Origin of the sequence: Streptomyces sp. NPDC052114, assembly GCF_040680155.1 — a bacterium.
GTDB lineage: Bacteria > Actinomycetota > Actinomycetes > Streptomycetales > Streptomycetaceae > Streptomyces.
In genome coordinates, this window is record NZ_JBFAWC010000016.1 from 19,242 (window position 1) to 41,294 (window position 22,053).

A 22,053-nucleotide genomic window follows, 5' to 3' on the forward strand; every position below is an offset into this window, starting at 1 on the left:
CGGGTGGTTCACCATTGGACGGGCAGGGCGTTGAGGCCGAACACCAGGCCCTGGCGGACCGGCACCTCGTCCAGGGGCACGGCGAGCCGCAGTGCCGGGAAGCGGCCGAAGAGGCCCCGCAGCGCGACTTCGACGATCAGGCGTGCGAGGTTCTGGCCGATGCACTGGTGGGCGCCGAAGCCGAAGGACAGGTGGTTGCGCGTGCTCCGCAGCAGGTCGAGTTCGTGGGGCCGGGGAAAGACGTCCGGGTCGCGGTTGGCCGCGGGGTTGAGCAGGACGACCCCGTCCCCGGCCTCGATGACGACACCCGACGTCTCGATGTCCGCCGTGGCGACCCGCACCAGGCCTCCGGTCAGGGAGAGGAACCGCAGCAGCTCTTCGACCGCTTCGGGCCAGTGCGCCGCGTCGTCGCGCACGCGCGCGAGTTCGTCGGGGTGTTCGAGCAGGGTCAGGACGGACAGGCCGATGGTCGCGACGGTGACGTCCTGCCCGGCGACGATGAGGACCGTGCCGTAGTGCGCGAACTCCTCGGCCGTCAGCGTTCCCTCACTCACCTGGCGGGCCAGGTCGTCGAGCAGCCCGGTCCCCCGCACGCCGTCGGCGAGGAGGCCCTGCTTGGCCGCGCAGAGCGCCGAGAGGTACTCCACGAGGTGGGGCACGGGATCGAAGTTCCGGTGCAGCAGCTCGTGGAAGTGTGCGCGGTCCTGCTCCGGGATGCCGAGCATTTCGTGCATGCCCGCGGTGACCAGCGGCCGGATGTAGGTGCCCAGCAGCTCGGCGGGCTCGCCGCGCGCCGTGGTGGCCAGCGTGTCGAGACCCGCGTCGGCGGCCGATTCGATCGCGGGCCGCCAGTTCTGGGTCCGCTTGAGCGCGAGCCCCGGCCGCAGGGCCCTGCGCTGCTCGGTGTGGAGCGGAGGGTCGGTGCGCAGGAGCGCCCGCATGGCCGGGTGGCGGTCCGGGCGTCCCAGCACCAGCAGCCGCGCCAGTCTGGGGAAGGCGGCCTTGTCCCGGTCGACCGTGAGCCGTTCGTCCAGCAGCAGGGAGCGCGTGGCCGCGTGGCCGGTCACCGCCCAGATCTCGCGCCCGTCGTAGAGCCTGATCCTCGTCACCGGGCCGCGTGCGCGCAGCTCCTCGTACTCCTGGGGAGGGTGGTAGGGGCAGGTCCGGGTCAGGGGCAGGCCGGGGAGGTCGGGGCCGTCGTCGGAGGCGGTGGGGCGGGCCGTGTTCACGTCGGTGCTGTCCATCGTCACTTCCTGGCGGTGGCGGTCGGGGTGAGCTTCGCGGCGACCGCGCCCAGGGGCAGCGGTCCCAGCAGGTCGGCCGGGACGATCCCGGTGAAGCCGGCCGCGTGCAGGTGTTCGGTCACCTGGGGTGCGAGGGCCGTCCTGCCGCCCGCCGGCAGGTAGGGAGTGGCCATGTCGGCCGGGTGGCCGGGGACGCAGGCACCCACGGCCGCGGCCAGGGCCCGCTCCCGCGCGGAGCGCGGCGGCACCGGGGACCGCGGGAGCCCGTCGCCCTCGGCCACCACCGGGGCCTTCGCCCAGGCTTCCCGGCTCTCCTGGTCCGGTGCCTGCGCACACACCACGTACCGGTGGGGCAGGACCAGGGAGGGCTGGTCGACCTGGCCGGTGGCCATCCGGGCGCGGAGTTCGGCAGGGGTGACGGGCCCGGCCGCGTAGGCGACGAGCCGGTCCTCGCCGTCGGCGCTCCTGTCGGCGAAGACCGCGGCCGCCGTCACCCCTGTCAGCGCGGCGAGGCGCGCGGCGCACGCCCGTGTGTCCACCCAGGAGTGGTCCACCAGGACCCAGTCCGGACCGAACGCGCGCCGGGGGAAGCCGAGTCGGTCCCGCGCCGAGCGGACCGACGCGTCCATCGGCACCGTGCCGTCGGCCCAGCCGGCGATCAGCGCGCCCATGGCGCGCAGGGCCCGCGCGATGCGGTCGGCGTCGGTCACCGAGGTGTGACCGTGCATCGACAGGACCACCCCGTCGTCGCCCGTCTCCGCCGCGAGGTAGAGGTCTGCACTGTTGTCCTGCCAGTCGATGGGCGCCTTCTCGACGACGAAGTCCTCCGTGATGTCGCCCGCGTCGCCCGGGTGCGCGTCCTCGGCATCGTGCTCCGGCCGCGTCCGGGCGAAGTAGTTGTACGTGACGCCGATCCGCAGGTTCATGCCGCGCTCGTGTCCGGCGCGGGCACGCTCCTCGGTCATCTCCAGCGACGAGTAGCGCGCGTACCGCTGGGCCGCCACGACGGCGCGGAACACCTTGGTCAGCAGAGCCTGCGAGGTGTCGTCGGCAGCCGTGTCGAAGACGACGAGCGCGGGCTGGAAGAAGCAGCCCACGGAGGCGGAGAGCGCCGGGTCGGCTCTGTTGGCCGTGTCCATGGAGACCACGCAGCGCTCGTTGCCGGACAGCGCCGAGAGGGCGGTGCCGAAGGCCGCCAGGTACACGACGCCGGGAGCGATCCTGCGCCGGGCGGCGACGTGTTCGGCGGCGAGCGCGAGCTGCCGGGAGCTCAGGGTCACCCGCTCGTACGGACTCGGCGGGGTGCGGCCGTCGAAGTGCCCCACGGGAGCGGGCCGATAGTCGGGGAACATGCCCTGCGGGATCGTCCGGTAGCAGTCGCGCCAGTACGCGCGCATGCGCTCGCGGTAGCGGGCCTTCCCCGCGGAGTGGTCGAGTTCGGCCTGCTCCCGCGGCTGCCGCGCCGCCGGGAACGGCTGGTCGTCCGCCGCCAGCAGGGCGTGGAAAGCGCGTTCCAGGACCATCCAGCTCTGCCCGTCGATGGCGCTGTGGATGGCCGTCGCCACCACCCAGGCGCCCCGGCCCGGTTCGCTGATCAGGGCGAACCTGACGGGTCGGTCCCGCGCCGGGTCGAAGGCGGTGGCGGCGAGGCGCTCCGTGACGGCGGGGATGTCCGACGCGTCGCCTTCGGTGCGCACCGTGAAGGTGACCTCCCAGGGCGGTCGCACGGCCTGGACGGGGGTTCCCTTCTCGTCGTGGAGGAAGTTGGTCCGCAGCGACTCGTACCGGCGGACCAGGGTGCCGAGCGCCGCGAGGACGGTGTCGTCCGGAAGGTTCGCCGCCAGGCGCCAGGTGCGGGTGATCTTCACGCAGTCCCGGTCGGCGCCGTAGGCCGGTACGTCGAAGTACAGGAACCAGTAGTGCTCCTGGCCCCAGAGCATGGGGGCCCATCGGGTCTCGCTCACTGCGGCTCCCATGGTCGAATCGTCAGGTGTACGGGCGCGTCGCCGTCCAGGGCGACCGCCGCGCCGTGTCCGGGCGGGGCAGGGACGTCGTGCACCGTCCAGCTGCCGGGCAGCTGTCGGCTCGGGTCGTGGGCGAGGACGGCACCGTCGGCGTCCGGTGTCGCGGTGACGGACAGCCGCAGGCCGTGCCGCAGCAGGCTCGTTCCGGCTGCTTTCGTGCACGCCTCCTTGCGGGTCCACAGGGTCAGGAACACCTCGGGCCGGTCGTCCTCGGCGGCCCGGGCCACCAGTGCGCTCTCGTCGGCCGGGAAGTAGCGGCGGCTCAGCGCCACGACGTCCCGGCTCTCCCGTGACCGCTCCAGGTCCACTCCGACGTCCCGCGGTCCTGTCACGGCCACCACGGCACGGCCCGCGCAGTGGGACAGGCTGAAGCGCAGGGTGTCCTCGTGGCCGGTGACGCGCGGTCTGCCCCAGCGGCCGGTGCGCCAGGTGAGCCCCGCGGGCGGGCGGTCCAGGCACCGGCCGACGATGAGACGGGTCGCGCCGCGTGCGGCGACGAACCTGGCGCGCGCCACGGGGTCGCTCATGCGGGCGGCCCGGTCCCTCTCCCGCTCGCTCAGGGCCGAACGGAGGGGGACGGCGGCCCTCTTCATGGCGGCGTCCAGGTCGAGGTGCCAGACGTCGACGCGGTCGCTGTCCGTCCCCGTCATCCGCTCGCCCCGGACGCCTTGGCGTCGGCGGCCAGTTTGCGCATGTAGGCGGCTGCCGCGACCAGGGCCACCGCGCTGACCAGGTTGGAGACGGCCACGGTCCAGTAGAGCCCGTCGGGGCTGTCGGCGACGGCGACCGCCCAGCGGCCGACCACGACGTTCCCGCCGAAGTAGACGACGTTCAGGACCACGGCGCGACCGCCGCCGCCGACGTGCTCCAGCAGGGTCAGGGCCACCAGGACGGGGCCCTCGACGGCGTAGGTGAGGCCCACGATGCCCAGGTACCGGGCGGCCGACGCGGCCGCGTCGGCGTCGCCGGTCATCACCTGGGCGATCTGGTCACGCCCGAGGAAGGTCACGACGGCGATGACGGCGAAGACCGCGAAGGACAGCAGGATGCCGCTGCGGTAGGTCGGCACCAGGCTCGTGTACGAGCCCGCGCCGCGCTGTTGATTGACGACGATCGCCGTGGCCGAGCCGAGGACGAGCGCCGGCATGATGATCAGGCTCTGCACGGAGGAGGCGGTGGAGAAGCCCGCCACGGTCGCCTCGCCGAAGGGCCCGAGCACCCAGACCAGCGCCAGGCTGTAGAGCGAGATGATGCCGAGGGTCGCGCCCACCGGCAGGCCGACGGACCTCACGTGGCCGAGCGTCGCGGGCTGCCACGGGGCGCGCTGTCCGCGCCGCCACAGTCCGGCGCGGCGCAGCAGCCACAGTCCCGCGGCCGTGCCGGCCACGGCGCAGAAGGCGGCGGCGATCGGCAGGCTGTGCATCCCGAGTCCCGTGCCGAAGCCCAGCCACGCCACGAGCCCGATCTCGACGAAGGAGCTCACCAGGGTGAGGACGAGCCCTTGCCGGGCGAACCCGAACCCGCGCAGGGCGGACGCGCACAGGGCGGGCCCGAAGCCCAGCAGGCTGACCACGGACATCCACCGCAGGAACCAGATGAACTCGTCGTACGCGGCGTCGGACACGTCGAAGAACGAGGCGAAGGCGGGCGCGCCGAAGGAGAGCAGCAGCGTCAGGGTGGTGCCGACGACCACCCAGACCTTCGTCATGCTCACGGTGAGCGGGAAGACGTCCTCGGGGGCGTTCTTCCCCTTGCTCATGGAGCAGGCGACCTGGGTGCTGACGGCCAGCGCCGCGTTGATGGCGCTGAACACCATGCCGAGGGGCAGGAAGAGCGAGCGCACGTACAGGGCGTTGCTGCCCATGCGTCCGACCATCGCCACCAGGACCAGCATGGTCAGATAGCCGACGATCTCGCCCAGCACCATGGGGACGGCGAGGCGGCCGATCTGCAGCGAGCGCCTGGCCGGCGGCGACTGCACGGCGACGGGCTCGGGAGCGGACGTGGGGTCGTCAGCCATGGCGACCACTCCGGCGAAGGTCCTTGAAGACGCTCATGCGCTGGATGTTCTCGGTGCCTTCCATGTACTCGATGCCGCGCGCGTCCCGCGCGAGCTTCTCCAGCAGCGGGTGGTCGAGGCGGGCGCCGGGGCCGAAGAACTCCAGGGCTTCCAGGGTCACGTCCTCGGCCAGCCGGGCGGCGCGGAGCTTGGCCATGCACGCCAACCGGCCCGCCGTGATGTCCGCGTCGACCGCCGCCGCGGCCCGTCGGGTCAGGCGGCGCACGCCCTCGACGCGGCGTTCCAGGGCGTCCAGCCGGTGCCGTTCGGCGTGTGTCGGGCTGCCGCGATGGGTCCGTACGTATTCGAGTGCGGCCCGGGCCAGGCCGACGCCCATGCTCGCCACGACGGGCCGCAGCAGGTTGAAGGTGCGCAGCCAGCCCGCCATGCCGCGCCGGGTGGGCGAGAGGTGCCTTCCGAGCATGCGCTCCGGGGCGATGTCCACCGACTCCATGGTCAGGGCGCCGAGTTGGGCGCCCCGCAGGCCGAGCGTGTCGACGGGGCGCGCGTGGAGGCCGGGCCGACCCGCCTCGACGAGCACGGCGTTGACGCCGAGCGGCCCCTGCCCCGTCCGCGCGAACACGACCCCGAGCCGACCGCGTACCGCGTTGCCCACATACTTCTTGGCGCCGTCGAGCCGCCACGGACCGTCCTCGCCGACACGGGTGAGCGAGGTGGTCATGGCGGCGGCGTCCGAGCCGTGGTCCGGCTCCGTCAGCGCGAAGAACGTCCACGTCGGCTCGGCGAGAAGCTGTCCGTAGAACCACTCCTTCTGTGCCTGGTCGCCCAGGGTGTCCACCAGCACCCCCGCCATCGGCGCGCCGGGGGCGGCCAGGGCCGTGGCGAGGTCGCCCCAGGCGGCCTCCTCGTAGTACACGACGCGTTCCAGGGCGGTCATCAAGTGGAAGCACCGGCCGGAGACGGTCAGTGGATCCGGGTTGTACTCGGGCGGTATCTGGGCGGTGGCGAGCACGTCGAGACCGGGCAGGTGCAGCAGCCGGGTGGGCAGCGTCGGGTCGCGGTCCACGTCGAGCGCGTGGGGGCGCACCTGGGCCCACCATTCACGGGCCTGCTCCTGGAGCAGTCGATGGTGCTGGTCGAGTTCGATCACTGGACGGCCTCTGGTTCCGCGGGGTGGTGACCGGCGTACACGTCGGCGATCAGCTCGGAGAGCAGGGCCGTGCGGCCGGGGCCGTCGACGGTGAAGCCGAACGCGCCCAGCAGGCGCAGCAGCTTCCGGTCGACGGCGGTGATCTGGCGGTGCAGGTCGCCGAGCACGGCCGGTTCCTGGCCGGGGACGAGCAGGACGCTCTCGGCCTCCGTCTGCTCGGTGACCGCGTCGGCCAACGCCCCGCCGACCAACTGCTGGTGGAGCAGGGGCGCGCCCTGGACGGTGCGCTGTTCGAGATGGGCGAGGCAGGCGTCGAGCAGCGCGCGGGACAGTCCCAGACGCAGCCAGACGACGGCGTCGGTCCGCTCGGTCCACGCCGTGTCGGCGCCCGGGCGGACGATGGACAGGCCGTGGCCCTTCAGCGGCGCCGCGAGCAGGTCCGCCGCGCCGGGCAGTCGTCCCGTCGGCACGACCGCGTGACCCGCGGGGCCCTGGAGCGCCAGGCCGTCGGGGACGGCACGGTACAGCTCCTCGACGGCCGCTCCCGGTGCGGACGTCCGCGCCCTCTCGCCGAGCCTCTGGTGGAACGCGAGGCGATCGGGGGCCGTGCCCACTTCTTCGCTCTCACCCGACATGAGTCCTCATTCCTTGCCGGTCCGCCCCGGCGCGCGCCGGGGCGGCGTCCGCCGCGACGTCCAGTCGGCACCACCCGAGGTATCCGTGCCGCGCGTCGTAGTCGGCGAGGACGACGGTGCGGCCCGCCCGGCGCGGGTCGGCCAGTCGTCCGGCGAGCGCCCACCAGATCCCGGCCGCGGGCATGCCGTCAGGGACGGTGTGCACCTCGAAGCCGTCGGGGGCGGCACCCCAGTGCCGGGTCAGCCCCGCTCCCGCGATGAGCACGGGCCGGTCGGTGCCTTCCCCGGCCGGTGGCGCCTGCGCGGCGAGTCGGCCGGGCACGTCGGCGGGCGCGACGCCGGCGTGCTGGTGACAGTCCAGGGCGCCGAGTTCGCCCGAGGTGTCGAGGACCAGGGCGACGGCCGTGTCGTGCCGGGCCCGCAGGTCCTCGGGAATCGGACCCCGGTGGTACACGGCGCGCTGTTCGGCGATCAGGACCAGCGCGCGGCCCGCGTCCTGGACGGCGATGCCGTTCACCGCCATGCGCAGCGCGCCGAAGGGCGAGGTGGCGCCCTGGTCGGAGACCGCGAAGGCCAGCCCGGTGCGGGTCGCGGACCGCTCCAGGCGGCTGAGGGGCCAGCCCGGTGTCGCGTCCGGCGTCGCGTGGGCCAGCAGCACGAGGTCGAAGTCGTCGCGGGGCGCGAGTTCCGGGAGCATCGCCGAGACCATCGCCGCGTACGTCGTCCGCCCTCCGGTGAAGGCCTCCTCGTCCACCGGGAGTCCGCCCGCGGTCACGAGGTCCGCGTAGAACTCCCGGTCCCCCGCCGTGAGGGGGCCGTCGACCGCCTCGGCGGGGTCGAACCCGCGCCGGTGCACGGCCGCGAGGCGCAGCGGGACCGGTGTCCGCGTGCCGGCCGCGGAGGCCGACGGAGGGACGGCGGTGTACGTCACTGCTCGGGGTCCTCGAGCTGCCTGGCCGCGTAGGCCGCGAGCGACCCGACGGTCTCGAAGTCGTCCGGCTCCAGCGTCTCGGGGTCGAACTCGAAGTCCAGCTCGTCCTCCAGCGCCATGAGCAGTTCGAGGATGCTCGTGGAGTCGAAGCCGAGGTCGTCGAAGAGCCGGGTGTTCTCGGTGATCGAGTCGGGGTCCCGGTCCCGCATCGTGGCGAGGGCGGTGATCGTGGTCGCGGTGACGCGGGGCAGCAGGGGGGACGGTTGGGCGGGCGCGTTCATGGTGGTCTTCTCTTTCCTTGGTCGTCATGCGGTCTGGGATGTGCCGTCAGCGCGCGCGTGCTCGGCTGCCGGTGCCGGGGAAGTCGTGGATGCGTTGCTTGCCGAGCAGGTCGTCGAGACCGTCGCGCTCCCGCACGAGCAGGGCCCGTCCTTCGTGGACGAGGACCTCGGCGGGGTGGCCGTGGCTGAGGAAGAGGACGGGCGAGGCGCTCGGTCCGTACGCGCCCGACTGGAGTACGCCGACGAGGTCACCGGACCTGAGCGGCGGCAGGGACACCTTCTTGCCCAGGGTGTCGTTGGGCGTGCACAGCGGCCCCGCGATGTTCCAGGTCTGGTCCTCCTCGGTGGCCGTGCGGTTCAGCAGGCGCATGGGGAAGTTCCGCTTGACGAAGGAGCCGATGCCGACCGCGGCCATGTGGTGGTGGGTTCCGCCGTCGACGACGGCGAACCGCTCGCCCCGGGACTCCTTGAGGTAGCGCACCCGCGTGACGTAGATGCCCGCGGGGGCCGTGAGATAGCGGCCCAGTTCCATGACGAGCCGCGTCCGGGGGTGGTCGGCTGCGAACTTCTCGACCAGGGGATTGAGGAGGGCGGTCAGGACGGCCGGGTCCAGCGAGCGCTCGCCCTCGAAGTACGGCACGCCCAACCCGCCCCCGATGTCGACCAGTTCGAGAGGGATGTCGAGGGCGTCGGCGAGCTGCTCGGCCGCTTCCAGGATCCGCTCCGTGTGCTCGGCCACGACGCGTTCCTCCAGGACCCGCGTGCCCATGTAGATGTGGAAGCCGACCAGGCGCACCGAGGGGAAGCGGGAGGCCAGGTCCCGCTGGGCGAGCAGCGTCTCCTGGTCGATGCCGAACTGCCTGCTGGTGCCGCTCATCACGAGCTTGGCGCCCTTGACGGAGAAGTTCGGATTGACGCGGAGCGCCACCCGTGCCGTGACGCCCCGTTCGCGGGCGAGGCGGTCGACGAGCGCCAGCTCGTCGAGGGACTCGCAGACGATCGCCGAGATCCCCGCGTCCAGACAGGCGACGAGCTCGTCGGGGCTCTTGCCCGGACCGGGGAAGACGATGTCGTCCGGGGTGATGCCGGCCCGTCGCGCCGTGGCCAGTTCGGCCAGCGAGGAGACCTCGGCGCGTGCTCCCAGGGAGCCGAGCAGCGCGCAGATCGCGACGTTGGGGTTGGCCTTCAGCGAGTAGAAGATCTCCAGGCGGGGGTGCAGCAGCTCGCGGAGGTCCTGGTACTGGCGGGTGATCACGTCCGCGTCGTAGACGTACAGCGGGGTGCCGAACTCGGCTGCCAGGTCTGTCAGGGGCAGCCCCTGGATGTGGAGTTCGGTGGCGCTCGACGAGTCAGTGGCCATGACGGTTCTCCTCCGTGAGGGCCCTGAGGCGGGCGGCGATCTGCCGGTCGAGGGCGGTGAGTCGGTCGTCGCTGTCGGCCACGACGACTCCGTACAGGCGGCCGTCGAAGGTCGTTCGCCCTTCGGCCAGGAGCCGGTGTGCGGCCGCGTTGACGGTGGCGTAGTTGTTGACGAGGAGGCCCTCGCGGGAGCCGGGCGTCATGAGGGTGTCCTCAAGGAGGTCGGCGACGCGGGCGAACGGCAGGCGGTCGCGGAGGGTGAGGGGGTATTGGGTGGCGAGCGCGACCCTGCCGTCGGGGATGAGCCGTTCGCGGATCCGCTCCTGATAGGTCGACATGTTGTTGCGGGCGTTGATCTCCACGATGGGGTAGAGGCCGTCGTCCGGGTCCACCATCGCGTCGACGCCGACCGTGCCGACGTACCCGTCGGCGTGGAGCCGTCCGGCGATCGCCCGCGCCGCCCGCACGAGCACGGCGTGCTGGGCCGCGTCGAGACGGGCGGGCATGCGATGGCCCTTGTGGACGCCTCCGTCGGTGACGGCCTCCCGGACGAAGTCGAACGTGCAGCGGCCGGCCCGGTCGATGGTGAACTGGTAGTTCAGGTCGGTCTTCTTGGCCACCCAGCTCTCGATGACCAGGCTCACTTTGTCGTCGCCCGTCCGCTCCGCGCGGCGGGCGATCTTCCGTACGACGCGTTCCAGGGCGGACCGTTCGGAGACGACGAGCAGGCCCTTGCCCGACACCCCGAAGGAGTCCTTCACGACGACCGTGCCGCCCAGGTCGAGGAGGCGGCCGGCCTCCGCGGCGGCGCCCTGCAGCTCGCCCACCGTCCGGCAGGTCCAGCCCCGCGGCAGGCGCAGCCCGAGTTCCGCGGCGAGCTCTCGGCTGTAGACCTTGCCGTTGACCGCCTTGCAGATCTCCGCGGACGGCCCGGCGAGCCGCAGTCCGGCGCGCTCGGCGAGCAGTTCCTCGCGCCGGGACACGCCGTGCGGCCACAGAACCGGGCCGCCCGCGAGCGCCCCGAGGGCATTGAGGAGTGCGGGATCGGCGAGGACGTCCTCCGTCACCGTCCGGTGCGGATCCTGGACCGTGGGCGTCAGCACCCGTGGCAGCGCGAAACCCAGCCCTTCGAGGTGCGCCACGTGGTCGTCGTCGGGCGCGGCCTTGAGGAGCACGTGGTCGTCGGGGCCCGCGAGGAGCAGACAGAACTCGTCCATCCGGTTGGCGATCTCGCGGGTCGCGCTCACCGCCACGCGGGGCAGCCCGGCCTCGCCCTCGGCCCATGCGTTCTCGACCTCGAAATTGCCGAGCAGGACCATGGGCGTATCCGGTCCGCCGGCGAGCACGGAACGTATTCGAGTGGACCAGCTCCGCGCAACAGCCGTGTCCACGGCACCCTTCCCAGGACTCACTTTCCTCGACTCACCTTCCGTGTTGGATTCCGTGCTGGAACACCATGGCGGAGAACGTCGCGCCAAGACCGACGGCTGTCATCACATACCGGTTCCCGGGAATCAGTCGGCCGCTTTCACGGGCGGTCACGTGATTGAGGAAGGGATCCGCGCCGAAGCAATGTCCGATCTCCGCGATGTTCTCGGTGAAGACCCGGCCGGCGCCCCGGATTCCCAGCTCCTTCAGGACGGGCATCCAGGACATCCGATTGACGTTGTGCGGCAGGAGGAGATCGATGTCCCCGATGCCGAGACCGGCACGGTCCAGGGCGGCACGGATCACATCGGCCAGCACCTTCGGGTAGGCCTCCTGGAACGCCTCGGCCTCCTTCGGCCCCATGGACATACCGCCCTCGAAGGCGCCGCAGGTCTGTGTCGCGTAGCCCAGCAGGCGGTCGCCGGGACCACGCGGTCCGACCAGGACGGCCGCCGCGCACTCCCCCATCACTCCGGTGTCGGGGATCACGCGGGCGCCTCGCGTGAACACCTTCTCGCCCGTCAGGACCAGGGCGAGCGCCTCCGGATCACCGTCGTCGGCGAGCAGCCGCCCGGCGAGCCCGACGGCCAGCAGGCCCGAGGCGCAGGCGTGCTGTGTCACGCAGAAGGCGTGCGCGCCGTGCAGTCCGAGGGCGTCGCGCACCTCGTGCACGGTGCTGTCGGGATACGGGGCGTCGACCGGCATCGTGCGGCCCTGGAGGACGTAGCGGACGCGGTGCTCGCCGCCCTTCAGCCCGGTCAGGCGTCGTGCCGCGGCGAGGAGTTGTCCCGCGGCGTCCGCCTCCTCGGACACACGGATCCGCGAGAATCCGAAGTATCGCTCGTAGAGTTTGATGCGCGCTTCGGGAAATCCGCCCTGCTGAAGGTAATCGCGGGCCGGGACGGAGCGTTCCGGCCAGTATCCGGCAATCTCTTGCAGCACTGTCAACGTGCGCTCCCCAGTAACTCCGAATGCGGGCCGGGGTGTTCCTCCCCCGGGAATGCATCTAACATTGCGGGCATGGTCGATGAAGCAGCCCCTGAGGAATTCAGTGATGTCGCCCGCACATCCCGGATCATCGGTGAGGAAATGGGTGAGATCCTCGGCCGCCGGCCGCTGGCGCCCGATGAGGACTTCACGGCCGCCGGCGGCGACTCGCTGCGCGCGGTCGAACTGGTCAACCGGCTCGTCGCCCGCCGCCATCCGGTCGAGGGGGACGGCGCCGAGCGGCTGCGCGCGGCCCTGGTGACGGCCGTCTTCGACGACGCGAGCCCCGGCCACCTCGCGAAGGTCGTGGCCGAGACCGACGTCCCGGCCGCCTGACCCCGGCGGCGACGGGGGCTCACCGCCCGCCCCCGTCGGCCGCGGGCAGCAGGCCGCAGGCCTGCTTCAGCGCGGTGAGATCCGGCTTCCCCAGCGTGGTGCGCGGCAGTGCGGACAGGACGTGGACGCGGTGGGGCACCTCGTGGGACGCCAGCCAGTCTCGGCAGAACACCAGCACATCGGCGGTCAACGCGTGTTCATCGCGCAGCACGATCGCCGCGTGCACCGACTCCTCGCCGTCTTCCTCGTGACCGAAGACGTGCGCTTCCACCACGGCGTCGCACTCGTCGAGGACGGCGCCCACGCGGCTTGGGTCGACCTTGCGTCCGCCGACGTTGATGAACCCGGCCTTGCGCGCCAGGACCGTCAGGTCACCGCCCGCGTCGACGCCGACCAAGTCCCCCGTGTCGAACAGGCCGTTCTCGTCCAGCGGGTCGCCCTCGCCGAGGTAGCCGGCGAACAGGGTGGCGGTGCGTACCTGCAGCCATCCGGCTCCCGGTGGTGCGCCGGTGCCCTCGGCGGGCCGCAGCCGCCAGGTCGCCGCGGGGTGGATCCGCCCCGCGACCCCCTCCCGCCAGGGCTCTTCGCGGTCGTACTGGCAGGCGATCACGCCGGCTTCCGTGCTGCCGTAGATCTGGTGCACCGGGAGCCCGAACACCTGCTCCGCCCGCGCCCGGGTGTCGGCCGGCAGCGGGCCGCCCGACGACAGCAGGGCGCGCAGGGCCGACCGCTCCCCCGTGGGCCGCGAGGCCATGCCGAGGATGCGGTGGATCATGGGCGACCCGAGCAGGACGGTCGCGCCCTGGTCGATGGCCGCGTGGACCCCGCTGACGCTGAAGCGCGGCATGGTGACGATGCGGGCACCCGACACCAGACCGCCGGCGAGCAGGCCCATCATGGCGAAGGAGTGGGCCATCGGGATCGGGCCGAGCAGGACGTCGTGCGCCGTATAGCCGTACGTGTCGCGGTAGATGCGGCCGCCGCCCTCGATGTTGGCGAGGGTCTGCCGCACGATGCGGGGCCTGCCGGTGGATCCGGAGGTCATGCCGAGGATCTCGGGGTTCCGGTGCGGCGCACGGAGCGGGCCCTCGGCCTCCGTCATGACGTCCGTGTACGCGAGGACGCCGTCGCCCGCGACCGGGCCTATCGTGTGCCGGGCGCCGATGCGGAGTGCCAGTGACCGCTGTACGTCGTCCGGCGAGGCACCCGATTCCAGGCACAGGACGTCCACCGAGGCCGCGGTGAGCCCCAGCAACACCGCGATGCTCTCGGCGGAGTTGTCGAGGGCCAGGACGACGGGCTCGCCACTCGGCAGCGTTCGGCGGGCGTGCTCGCACACGCCTGCCGCCATGTCCCGCAGCCGTCGCCGGCTGGTGTCCGCCCATCCGTCGCGCGTGAGAACCCGTACGGCGATCGCTTCGGGTCGCTTTTCCGCATGTCGTTCGACGTGCTCGTGCATCAGCCGCCCGCCCCCACTCCGTCGACCGCGCCGGAGCCGTCGATGCCGTGTGCCGCCCCAGGGACGGGCAGGCGCCCCAGGGGCAGCCCGCCGTCGACATGGATCGTCTGGCCCGTGATGTACGAGGCCCCGTCCCCGGCGAGGAAGGCGAGGACCGCCGCCACGTCCTCCGGCCGCCCCGCCCTGCGTACGGGGGCCGTTTCCGCAACTAATCGCGCCCTGGCGGGACTTCCGGTCGCGCCGCCACCGGAGCCCTTGGTCATCGGGGTCTCGATGAACCCCGGGGCCACGGCATTGACCGTGATGCCGAACGGACCGAGCTCCACGGCGAGCGCCCGGGTCATCCCTTCCAACCCGGCCTTCGCCGCCGCGTAGTTGACCTGGCCATGGGCACCGAGAGCGGAGACGCTCGACAGGTTCAGGACGCGCCCCCAGCGGGCCCGCGCCATGTGTTTGTGCACGGCCCTGGCGCACAGGAAGGCGCCGCGCAGATTCACCGCGTGGACCGCGTCCCAGTCGGCCTCGGACATGGCGTGCAGGGCACCGTCCCTGATCACCCCCGCGTTGTTCACCAGGATGTGCGGCCCGCCGAACTCCCGGACCGCGCGACGCACCATCGCCTTGACGTGCCCCGGGTCGGCGACGTCGCACTCCACGGCCAGCGCACGGCCTCCCCCGGAGGTGATCTCCTCGGCGAGGCCGCCGACGCTCTCGCCCTCGATGTCGGCGAGCACGACGGCGGCTCCCGCACCGGCCAGATACCGCGCCGTGGCCGAACCGATTCCCCCGGCGGCCCCCGTCACCACGGCTATTCGCTCATCCACTAATGCTCCACCGTTTCCCCCTTGACGGCCTTCAATTCGGCACGTCATTCAGATGTGCGCCACGGGTCCTTGCCCACCGTCGACGCCGGAGAAACACAGGACTTCTTCCGGTGAGTCAAAAGAAAGTCAAACTGCGTTCCGCGTGAAACGACCGTCACGCTAGAACACCTTCAGTCGCATGGTCAAGCACCGGCCGAGCAAGGATCATTCGGGATGAAGTGACACGAATCGCAGGCACCCAGGGCCTGTTGACTAAATCGCATTAGTTGTTTAGCGTCCCGCAGGACCACTTCGTTCGATCACTCGACCTCACATAGAAGCTGCAGGTCAGACGCATGTCGCTGACCGACCACAGATTCGATGCACCTCCCCGGGCCTGCCCTTTTCTGCGTCCGGAGAGGTGGTTGCGCTAATGCGTCCGACAGTCACAAGCGGAAAGCAGGCCGGTCACATCGTGAATCAGAACGCCCCCGTGCCCGTAAACCTGGTGGCACATTTTCTCGTGGCGGACGGCTACGGGAGTCTGGCCGAGTACGCGGCCGTGGGAATGGCCCGAGAAGGCGCTCGGGTGAACATCATCCCCATCAAGGTATTCCCCGAGGGACTGTCCCCTCGGATGCACGACCTCCTCGCGCACTCCACTCCGTACGAGGAAGGCCCCGTGCTCTTCTCGGCCGCCCTCGAACCGGAGCTCGAGCTCTACGCGCGGACCGAGCACTTCGTGCACACCATGTGGGAGTCGAGCGAACTGCCCGCCGACTGGCCGCGCAAGCTGAACCGCGCCCGGGCCGTGATCGTGCCGACGCGCTTCGTCGCCGACGTGTGCCGCTCCAGCGGCGTGACCGTCCCCGTCGAGGTGATTCCCGAGGGCGTGGATCCCGAGCTGTACCCGTGGACCGAACGCCCCGCCCGCGAGGGCCTGACGACGTTGGTCGTGGGCACGGTGCTGCCGCGCAAGCACGTCACCGAGGCGATCGCGGCCTGGCAACTGGCCTTCGACGGCGACCCGGACGCACGTCTGATCATCAAGTCCCGTTTCCAGACGGCCAAGGCGCACGGTCTGACCGTCAGCGATCCACGGATCACTCTGGTCGACGACCAGGAGATGGTCCGCGGCATCCTGCACTGGTACGAGCAGGCGGACGTGCTGCTCGCCCTGGGCAGCGAAGGGTTCGGCCTGCCCCTGGTCGAGGGCATGGCCACCGGACTGCCCGTCATCGCCCTCTCCTCCGAAGGCCAGGGCGACATCTGCGCCGACGCCGGCGACCTCCTCCTGCCCGTGAGCCCCGGAAGCTGGGAAGTCGCGGACGAACCGGGCTATGGACGCTGCGGAGTCCGGGGCGTCCCCGACGTCCAGGAAGTCGCGCGGCAACTCCGCTGGGTGGCCCGCCACCGGCAGGAGGCCACCGACATGGGCGTGGCCGCGTCGGCATGGGTCCACAAGCACCGGAACCTCTGGCACAAGGGGCCCTCGATGCTCGACGCCATGGAGACCCACATGCGTCCGCCGCGCCCGCTGCGGGCGCGATGACCACGGGTGCGACGCCGACCGGAAAGGAACAGGCGCAGGTGAACAGCGAAGACGGGACCGGCACGCACGGCCGCGACGAGGGTTTAGGCGACGACGTGGACGGACGCGACGGCGGCACGACCGCGAAGGAGACCGGTGCGGTCTGCGTGATCGGCCTCGGGTACGTCGGCCTCACGCTCGCCGTGACCCTCGCCACGCAGGGCCGCCGCGTCATCGGCGTCGAGCGGAACGAGGCGGTGCGCGCACAGCTGGCGCGCAAGGAGCCCCATGTGCGGGAGGCCGGCCTGGATCTGGCCGGGGCGGTCGACAGCGGGCTGTTCACGGTGACCGGCTCCGTCCCGGCGGGGCGGGAGGTCGACGCGTACATCGTGTGCGTCGGCACTCCCGTGGACGCCGACGGCACTCCTGATCTGCGGCAGGTGGAAGGAGCGACACGGGCGGTGGCCGACGCGGCCGTCGACGGGAACCTGGTGATCCTGCGGTCCACCGTGCCGGTGGGCACCTCCCGGCGGCTGCGCGCCGAGCTGCGCGCGCGGGCGGACGTCGAGCTGGCCTTCTGCCCCGAGCGGACCGTTCAGGGGATCGCCGTCCAGGAGCTGCGCACCCTCCCCCAGATCGTCTCCGCGGGCTCACCCCGCGCGGCCGAGCGGGCCGCTGCCCTGTTCCGCGTCCTGACCCCCGGGATCGTCGAGGTGTCCGACCTGGAGACGGCGGAAGTCGCCAAGCTCGCCTGCAATGCCTACCGTTACTCCGTCTTCGCCTTCGCCAACGAACTCGCCCGGCTCTGCCAGAGCGTGGGCGTCAGCGCCCGCGAGGTCCGCGCCGCCGCCGGGGCGGGGTACGACCGCGCGCCGATGCCCTTCGCGGGTCCGGTCGGCGGATCGTGTCTCCCCAAGGACACGGCCATCCTCTCCCAGGCCTTCCTGGATCACGGCGCCCCGGGTTCCGCTCTGCTGAGCGGCGTCCGCGAGGCCCACCGGGAGACTCCGGCACGGGTCGCCGACGAACTGGCGGAGCGCCTGGCGCACAGCGGCGGCTCCGTCCCGCCCACCGTCGCGCTGCTCGGCGTCGCGTTCAAGGGGCACCCCGAGACCGACGACGAGCGGTCCTCCCCGGCGGTGGAGATCGTGGCCCATCTGCGCGGCCGGTACCCGGACATGACGGTCCGCTCGCACGACCCGGCGGTTTTGGAGCACCGGCAACGGGCCCTCGGGTACGAACCGTGCGCCGAGGCCAAGGAGGCCGTCGAAGGCGCGGTCCTGGTCATCATCGGCACCAACCACAGGGCGTACGCCGAACTCTCCCTGGAGTGGCTCACGGAGCGGATGGCGGGCCCCGGCATCGTCTACGACGCGTGGGCGCTGCACGCCGGTGCCGGGGCCGGGCTGAAGGGGCCGGTGCGCTATCTGGCTTTCGGGGAAGGCCAGTTGGCCCGCCAGGGCTGAGGCGGGGGCGCGGCACCGCGGGGGCCGCGCGACCAGGCGGCCACGCGGCCAGACGGCCATGCGGCCACGCAGCCACGATTTTTGATCAACGAGAAAGGAAACACTGTGAAGGTGCTGGTGACGGGGGCGGCCGGCTTCTTGGGCGGGTACGTCGTCGAGGAGCTGCTGACGCGCGGGTACACGGTCGTCGGCCTGGACAACCTCACCAAGTACGGACGTCCGGCGCGCACCCTGCCCGCCCACGAGCGCTACACGAGCGTGATCGGCGACGCGGCGGACAAGAGCCTCTTGTACGAACTGTCCGAGGACTGCGACCACTTCATCGCCAACGCCGCCCTCATCGGCGGCGTGCGGTACATGAAGGACCTCGCGTACGACATCCTGTCCACCAACAACCACCTGGTCGGCGCGGCGGCCGAGGTGGGCATCAGACGGCACGGCGAGAAGCTGCGCAAGGTGACCTACGTCAGCTCCTCGATGGTCTACGAAGGTCACTCGGGCAATGGCTTCCGCGAGGGCGACGAACGCGAGATCGCGCCTCCCTCCACCGCGTACGGCTTCCAGAAGCTGGCCGTCGAGTACTACGCGAAGGCCGCCTGGTCGCAGTACGGCCTGCCCTACACCATCGTCCGTCCGTTCAACTGCGTCGGCGCGGGCGAGCGGCACGCCCCGCACACCAGCACGTCCTCCGACGAGCAGCAGCGCATGGTGCGCGGACACGTCATCCCCGACTTCGTCGAGCGTGCGCTGCGGCGCGAGAGCCCGTTCCGCATCCTCGGCGACGGGAACCAGTACCGCACGTTCACCTCCGCCCGTGACATGGCCCGCGGCATCGTCATGGCCATGGAGTCGGACGCGGCGCACAACGAGGACTTCAACCTGTCCGGTCGCCACGGCTGCACGATCGCCGAACTGGCCCGGCTCGTGTGGGACCGGATCAACCCCGGGGAACCGTTCGCACTCCGGCGCGAGGAGGCCTTCCCCGACGACGTCCGTGTCCGCAGGCCGGACACCCGCAAGGCCGAGAAGGTCCTCGGCTTCGTCGCCGACACTCCGCTGGAGGTCATGCTGGACGAGGTCGTCGCGTGGGTGCGCGAGACCGAACTCGCGACGGTACGGCGATGATGAAGTCGGTCGACCTGGCCGGTGAGTTCTACGTCCACGACGGCTACGCCGGCGTCTCGGAGTACATCGTCCTCGGTCTCAGCAGGCTCGGGGTCCGGGTGAACCTGGTCCCGTTCAAACTGGAGACGGACGGCCTGTCGGCCGAGATGCTCGACATCGTGGCAGCCTCCGGCCCCCTCGGGACCGGCCCGCTGCTGTTCAACTCGTGGGTCCGCCCCGAACTGGAGCGGTACGCCGGCCGCCCCCACATGATCCACACCATGTGGGAGTCGAGCCGCCTCCCGGCGAGCTGGGTCGAGCCCCTGAACCGCGCACGCGTCCTGATGGTGCCGACCCGCTTCGTCGCCCGGATGTTCCGCGACAGCGGGATCACCGTGCCGATCGAGGTCACCCCCGACGGCGTCGACGCCGACGTGTACCCCTATGTCGCACGCCCGGCGCGGGAGACCTTCACCACGCTGGTCGTGGGCACCGTCGTACCGCGCAAGCACGTCGCCCAGGCGATCGAGGCGTGGCAGCTGGCCTTCGCGGACGAGCCCACCGCACGACTGGTCGTCAAGGCGCGGTTCGGCGCGGCGGGGCGCGGCGGGCTGACCTCGCGGGATCCCCGCGTCACGATCGTCGACGCGAACGAGCCGACCCGCGGCATCCTGCACTGGTACGAGCAGGCGGACGTGCTGCTCGCCCTGGGCAGCGAAGGGTTCGGCCTGCCCCTGGTCGAGGGCATGGCCACCGGACTGCCCGTCATCGCCCTCTCCTCCGAAGGCCAGGGCGACGTGTGCGAGGACGCCGGCGGCCTCGTCCTGCCCGTCTCGCCGTCGCACTGGGAGGACGTGTACGAACCCCACCTCGGCCACTGCGGTGTACGCGGCGTCCCGGACGTCGCCGAGGTGGCGCGGCACCTGCGGTGGGTGGCCGCCCACCGCGACGAGGCCCGGTCCCTGGGCCGTGCGGCATCGGACTGGGCGCACAAAGAGCGCGACATATGGCAGAAGCCGAAGGTGATGCTCGACGCCATGGAACACCATTGGCCTGAGTGAGTCGGCCATCCCGGACCGTGCCGCAATTCCGCCGAAGCGGAGGAAAGTCCGGTGTTTCGCGCTCCCCCGAAACCTATGTCATGCCCTTCTCGTCCCTCTCTATCTTCGAACTCGTCCGAAGCCGCAATGCCGGCCCTCGCGAAAGCGCCGGGCCGGCACGGGGGAAGAGAGGGAACATGCGTTTCACCGCGAAGATCGCAACGAGCACCGCTGCCGTCGCCATGATGGCGGGCACCTTCGCCGGCGTCAGCAGCGCACAGGAGTCGCCGTCGACCGGGGCGCCGCGGGGCGCCCGGGCGACGCTCGGCTCCGACTCCATCGACCTGGGCACGTCCTGGCGGGGCGCGGACGTCTGCGAGGTCGGGACGTCCGGGAAGGTGCGCTGCTGGGACGGCGACACCGCCGACACACCCGCGGAGAAGGCCGCTTTCGCCAAGCGGTACAAGTGCGAGAAGGGCTGGGTCTGCCTGTACGACAAGGCCAACCTCAAGGGCCGCATGCTGCGGTTCAACGACGGCGGGTGGAACAACCTCGGCCCTTACGGCTTCAACAACAAGACGTCCTCGGTCTGGAACCGCCAGAGCGGGATCGCCAGCAGGGCCTGGTTCTCCACCAAGAGCAGCGGCAAGGGCAAGCAGTGGTACTACGACCCCGGCAAGGTCAAGAAGATGGGCAAGTACAGCAACAAGGCGAACTCCGTTTATCCCTGATCGAGAGTTCCTCCTTTCGTGACGGCTCGCCGGTGCCTCCGGCGAGCCGTCACGGCCCACGCAATTCTTGAACGGGGAAGGAAAAGCACCATGCGATTCACCGCGAAAATCGTGACCACCACCGCTGTCGCCGCCCTGACCGTGGGCGGCCTTGCCGGTGCGGCCGAGGCGCAGGCGCCCACGCCGGTGCAGAGGGCCGAGTCCGCCCAGAAGGACCGGTGCAAGAAGGGCTGGGTCTGCCTCTACAGCGGCAAGCACTTCAAGGGGCGCATGCTGCGGTTCAACGCATCAGGGCATTGGATCAACCTCGTCGCGTACGGCTTCGGCAAGAAGACCTCCTCCTGGAAGAACAGGACGTCCGACACCGGCTACCTCAAAGGTCCCGGCGGTCCCGGGCTGAAGCTCAGGCCCGGTGCCTCGGACGGCGACATGGGACGGTTCGACAACTGGGCGACCAAGGCCTACATCTGAGCCGCACCACGCGGAGAGGGGCGTCGCCCGGCGGGGAGGCGACGCCCCTCTCCTCGCTCCGCACGTCCTACAGCGCGCCGCCGCTCAGCAGGTCCGCGCCCAGTTGCGTGAGGATGTGCCGGACCCGTTGGCGTTCCCGGACGCTGGCGACCAGTCCGGCGCGGCGCAGTACCGCCGCGTGCTCGCTGGCCGAGGAGAGCGACACCCCGGCGAGCCGGGCCAGCTCCGTAGTGGTGCAGGGATCCTTGAGCGTCTGCAGCACCGCGGCGCGGGTCTGCCCCAACAGGGGTGCCAGCCGGGAGTCCGGCGCGGTCGTCCGCTCCGGTACGGGCGCACGGGCCGGGTAGACCAGGACCGGGAGCAGGCGGTCGTCCACGAGGGCCACCGGCGTGCGGCGGCAGAAGTACGAAGGGACGAGGAGCAGTCCGCGCCCGCCGAGGCGCACGTCCCGGTCGACCGGGTAGTCGGCGCACAGCACCGAGGGCTCCCAGCGCACCACGGGCCGCAAGGTGTGCAGCATCGCCTCGGTCCCGGCGCGGCACTGGACCCCGGTGCGGTGCCGCCGGTCGGCCTCGACACGGGCCGTGACGTCCGGCCACACGGGTCCGAGAACGCGCTCGTGGTACCGGTACAGGGCCCGGCCCAGCCCGTGCAGCGTGTCGGCCTCGCCGTCGGCGAGTGACCGCGCCCAGGAGGGCAGCGCGTTGTCCCGCGCCAGCAGGGTGAGTTCGTCGCGCAGCCGGTGTCTCGGCGTGGAGAGCACGGCGTCGATCCCGCTGTGCAGCCCGCCCGAGGCGGCCGCGGGCGTGAGGAAGTCCGGGAAGTACCCGCGGGAGGGCATCAGCGGGGCCAGCACGCCCAGCGTCCGCCGCCGGTACGCCGGCGTCCAGCCGGCGGTGCCGGCCGCCCCGCTCCTTCCGCCTTCCTGGAGTTGGTGCATGCTCAGGACGATCTCCCACAGCGGGTCCGGCCGATCGGCGACCCTGGTCCGGGACAGATCTCCCCCCGTGAAGTGCATACGCAGCATGGCGTCCCCCGACGGTCCGCTACGGA

The 22,053-nt window shown here is 71.6% G+C and carries 21 protein-coding genes; 7 read left to right on the top strand and 14 right to left on the bottom strand.

Translation table 11 applies throughout. From position 1 onward, the window contains the following. Positions 1-8: 8 nt before the first annotated feature. Genes AB0L89_RS30550 through AB0L89_RS30600 form a run of 11 tightly spaced genes read right to left on the bottom strand, consistent with a single transcriptional unit; the run spans position 9 to position 11,885 of the window. Positions 9-1,244 carry a cytochrome P450 gene (locus tag AB0L89_RS30550; RefSeq protein WP_365147958.1) on the bottom strand — a complete coding sequence of 412 codons (1,236 nt, stop codon included), beginning with the start codon at positions 1,242-1,244 and terminating at the stop codon, positions 9-11. Between the two features lie 2 nt (positions 1,245-1,246). Then, on the bottom strand, positions 1,247-3,208 hold the full coding sequence (locus AB0L89_RS30555; RefSeq protein ID WP_365147961.1) for a condensation domain-containing protein: 1,962 nt from the start codon (positions 3,206-3,208) through the stop codon (positions 1,247-1,249). Further along, positions 3,205-3,918 carry a 4'-phosphopantetheinyl transferase superfamily protein gene (locus AB0L89_RS30560; protein ID WP_365147964.1) on the bottom strand — a complete coding sequence of 238 codons (714 nt, stop codon included), beginning with the start codon at positions 3,916-3,918 and terminating at the stop codon, positions 3,205-3,207. The genes AB0L89_RS30555 and AB0L89_RS30560 overlap by 4 nt, the downstream gene beginning before the upstream one ends. Continuing rightward, positions 3,915-5,288, bottom strand: coding sequence for an MATE family efflux transporter (locus tag AB0L89_RS30565; protein ID WP_365147970.1), 1,374 nt, complete (start codon positions 5,286-5,288; stop codon positions 3,915-3,917). Before AB0L89_RS30565 ends, AB0L89_RS30560 begins: the two co-directional genes overlap by 4 nt. Continuing rightward, the gene (locus AB0L89_RS30570; protein WP_365147973.1) at positions 5,281-6,438 is read right to left on the bottom strand and encodes an acyl-CoA dehydrogenase family protein; all 1,158 of its coding nucleotides are present in this window, start codon (positions 6,436-6,438) and stop codon (positions 5,281-5,283) included. Before AB0L89_RS30570 ends, AB0L89_RS30565 begins: the two co-directional genes overlap by 8 nt. After that, entirely contained in the window at positions 6,435-7,073 is a 639-nt protein-coding gene (locus tag AB0L89_RS30575) for a hypothetical protein (protein WP_365147976.1), read from the bottom strand. Before AB0L89_RS30575 ends, AB0L89_RS30570 begins: the two co-directional genes overlap by 4 nt. After that, on the bottom strand, positions 7,063-8,004 hold the full coding sequence (locus AB0L89_RS30580) for a hypothetical protein (protein ID WP_365147978.1): 942 nt from the start codon (positions 8,002-8,004) through the stop codon (positions 7,063-7,065). Before AB0L89_RS30580 ends, AB0L89_RS30575 begins: the two co-directional genes overlap by 11 nt. Continuing rightward, complete coding sequence (locus tag AB0L89_RS30585) at positions 8,001-8,285, bottom strand: acyl carrier protein (RefSeq protein WP_365147981.1); 285 nt, start codon at positions 8,283-8,285, stop codon at positions 8,001-8,003. The genes AB0L89_RS30580 and AB0L89_RS30585 overlap by 4 nt, the downstream gene beginning before the upstream one ends. A 46-nt stretch (positions 8,286-8,331) precedes the next feature. After that, the gene (lysA, locus tag AB0L89_RS30590; RefSeq protein WP_365147983.1) at positions 8,332-9,645 is read right to left on the bottom strand and encodes a diaminopimelate decarboxylase; all 1,314 of its coding nucleotides are present in this window, start codon (positions 9,643-9,645) and stop codon (positions 8,332-8,334) included. Continuing rightward, positions 9,635-11,035, bottom strand: a complete 1,401-nt coding sequence (locus AB0L89_RS30595) for an ATP-grasp domain-containing protein (RefSeq protein WP_365147986.1) — start codon at positions 11,033-11,035, stop codon at positions 9,635-9,637. The genes lysA and AB0L89_RS30595 overlap by 11 nt, the downstream gene beginning before the upstream one ends. A 31-nt stretch (positions 11,036-11,066) precedes the next feature. Further along, on the bottom strand, positions 11,067-11,885 hold the full coding sequence (locus AB0L89_RS30600) for a 3-oxoacyl-[acyl-carrier-protein] synthase III C-terminal domain-containing protein (RefSeq protein WP_365147989.1): 819 nt from the start codon (positions 11,883-11,885) through the stop codon (positions 11,067-11,069). A 207-nt stretch (positions 11,886-12,092) separates the two neighbouring features. Between AB0L89_RS30600 and AB0L89_RS30605 the strand changes: the two genes are divergently transcribed. After that, positions 12,093-12,395 (top strand): acyl carrier protein, encoded by a 303-nt coding sequence (locus AB0L89_RS30605; RefSeq protein ID WP_365147992.1) that lies wholly within the window; start codon positions 12,093-12,095, stop codon positions 12,393-12,395. A 19-nt stretch (positions 12,396-12,414) separates the two neighbouring features. Here AB0L89_RS30605 and AB0L89_RS30610 read toward each other — a convergent pair whose 3' ends face one another. Further along, a complete protein-coding gene (locus AB0L89_RS30610) occupies positions 12,415-13,854 on the bottom strand; it encodes a fatty acid--CoA ligase family protein (protein ID WP_365147995.1) in 1,440 nt (479 codons plus the stop codon). After that, positions 13,854-14,678, bottom strand: coding sequence for a 3-oxoacyl-ACP reductase FabG (gene fabG, locus AB0L89_RS30615; RefSeq protein ID WP_365147998.1), 825 nt, complete (start codon positions 14,676-14,678; stop codon positions 13,854-13,856). The genes AB0L89_RS30610 and fabG overlap by 1 nt, the downstream gene beginning before the upstream one ends. A gap of 568 nt (positions 14,679-15,246) precedes the next feature. Between fabG and AB0L89_RS30620 the strand changes: the two genes are divergently transcribed. The 6 genes from AB0L89_RS30620 (at position 15,247) to AB0L89_RS30645 (ending at position 21,000) form a co-directional block, all read left to right on the top strand. After that, positions 15,247-16,209 carry a glycosyltransferase family 4 protein gene (locus AB0L89_RS30620; RefSeq protein ID WP_365148001.1) on the top strand — a complete coding sequence of 321 codons (963 nt, stop codon included), beginning with the start codon at positions 15,247-15,249 and terminating at the stop codon, positions 16,207-16,209. A gap of 38 nt (positions 16,210-16,247) precedes the next feature. After that, the gene (locus tag AB0L89_RS30625) at positions 16,248-17,654 is read left to right on the top strand and encodes a nucleotide sugar dehydrogenase (RefSeq protein ID WP_365148004.1); all 1,407 of its coding nucleotides are present in this window, start codon (positions 16,248-16,250) and stop codon (positions 17,652-17,654) included. Between the two features lie 105 nt (positions 17,655-17,759). Next, the gene (locus tag AB0L89_RS30630; protein ID WP_365148007.1) at positions 17,760-18,779 is read left to right on the top strand and encodes an NAD(P)-dependent oxidoreductase; all 1,020 of its coding nucleotides are present in this window, start codon (positions 17,760-17,762) and stop codon (positions 18,777-18,779) included. Further along, positions 18,776-19,819 (top strand): glycosyltransferase family 4 protein, encoded by a 1,044-nt coding sequence (locus tag AB0L89_RS30635; RefSeq protein ID WP_365148010.1) that lies wholly within the window; start codon positions 18,776-18,778, stop codon positions 19,817-19,819. Before AB0L89_RS30630 ends, AB0L89_RS30635 begins: the two co-directional genes overlap by 4 nt. Positions 19,820-19,995: 176 nt before the next feature. Continuing rightward, the gene (locus tag AB0L89_RS30640; protein ID WP_365148013.1) at positions 19,996-20,529 is read left to right on the top strand and encodes a peptidase inhibitor family I36 protein; all 534 of its coding nucleotides are present in this window, start codon (positions 19,996-19,998) and stop codon (positions 20,527-20,529) included. 90 nt (positions 20,530-20,619) lie between these two features. Beyond that, positions 20,620-21,000: a peptidase inhibitor family I36 protein gene (locus tag AB0L89_RS30645; protein WP_365148016.1), complete on the top strand. Its 381-nt coding sequence runs from the start codon at positions 20,620-20,622 to the stop codon at positions 20,998-21,000. A gap of 67 nt (positions 21,001-21,067) precedes the next feature. On the opposite strand, the gene AB0L89_RS30650 is transcribed toward AB0L89_RS30645, so the two are convergent. Beyond that, entirely contained in the window at positions 21,068-22,027 is a 960-nt protein-coding gene (locus AB0L89_RS30650; RefSeq protein ID WP_365148019.1) for a helix-turn-helix domain-containing protein, read from the bottom strand. Positions 22,028-22,053 lie beyond the last annotated feature (26 nt).

Excerpts from the sequence above, each read along its gene's own strand:
- AB0L89_RS30610 (WP_365147995.1), bottom strand. The coding sequence starts at position 13,854 with ATGCACGAGCACGTCGAACGACATGCGGAAAAGCGACCCGAAGCGATC.
- AB0L89_RS30550 (WP_365147958.1), bottom strand. The coding sequence starts at position 1,244 with ATGGACAGCACCGACGTGAACACGGCCCGCCCCACCGCCTCCGACGAC.
- AB0L89_RS30635 (WP_365148010.1), top strand. The coding sequence starts at position 18,776 with ATGATGAAGTCGGTCGACCTGGCCGGTGAGTTCTACGTCCACGACGGC.
- lysA (WP_365147983.1), bottom strand. The coding sequence starts at position 9,645 with ATGGCCACTGACTCGTCGAGCGCCACCGAACTCCACATCCAGGGGCTG.
- AB0L89_RS30650 (WP_365148019.1), bottom strand. The coding sequence starts at position 22,027 with ATGCTGCGTATGCACTTCACGGGGGGAGATCTGTCCCGGACCAGGGTC.
- AB0L89_RS30640 (WP_365148013.1), top strand. The coding sequence starts at position 19,996 with ATGCGTTTCACCGCGAAGATCGCAACGAGCACCGCTGCCGTCGCCATG.
- AB0L89_RS30575 (WP_365147976.1), bottom strand. The coding sequence starts at position 7,073 with ATGTCGGGTGAGAGCGAAGAAGTGGGCACGGCCCCCGATCGCCTCGCG.
- AB0L89_RS30565 (WP_365147970.1), bottom strand. The coding sequence starts at position 5,288 with ATGGCTGACGACCCCACGTCCGCTCCCGAGCCCGTCGCCGTGCAGTCG.
- AB0L89_RS30605 (WP_365147992.1), top strand. The coding sequence starts at position 12,093 with ATGGTCGATGAAGCAGCCCCTGAGGAATTCAGTGATGTCGCCCGCACA.
- AB0L89_RS30585 (WP_365147981.1), bottom strand. The coding sequence starts at position 8,285 with ATGAACGCGCCCGCCCAACCGTCCCCCCTGCTGCCCCGCGTCACCGCG.
- AB0L89_RS30645 (WP_365148016.1), top strand. The coding sequence starts at position 20,620 with ATGCGATTCACCGCGAAAATCGTGACCACCACCGCTGTCGCCGCCCTG.
- AB0L89_RS30560 (WP_365147964.1), bottom strand. The coding sequence starts at position 3,918 with ATGACGGGGACGGACAGCGACCGCGTCGACGTCTGGCACCTCGACCTG.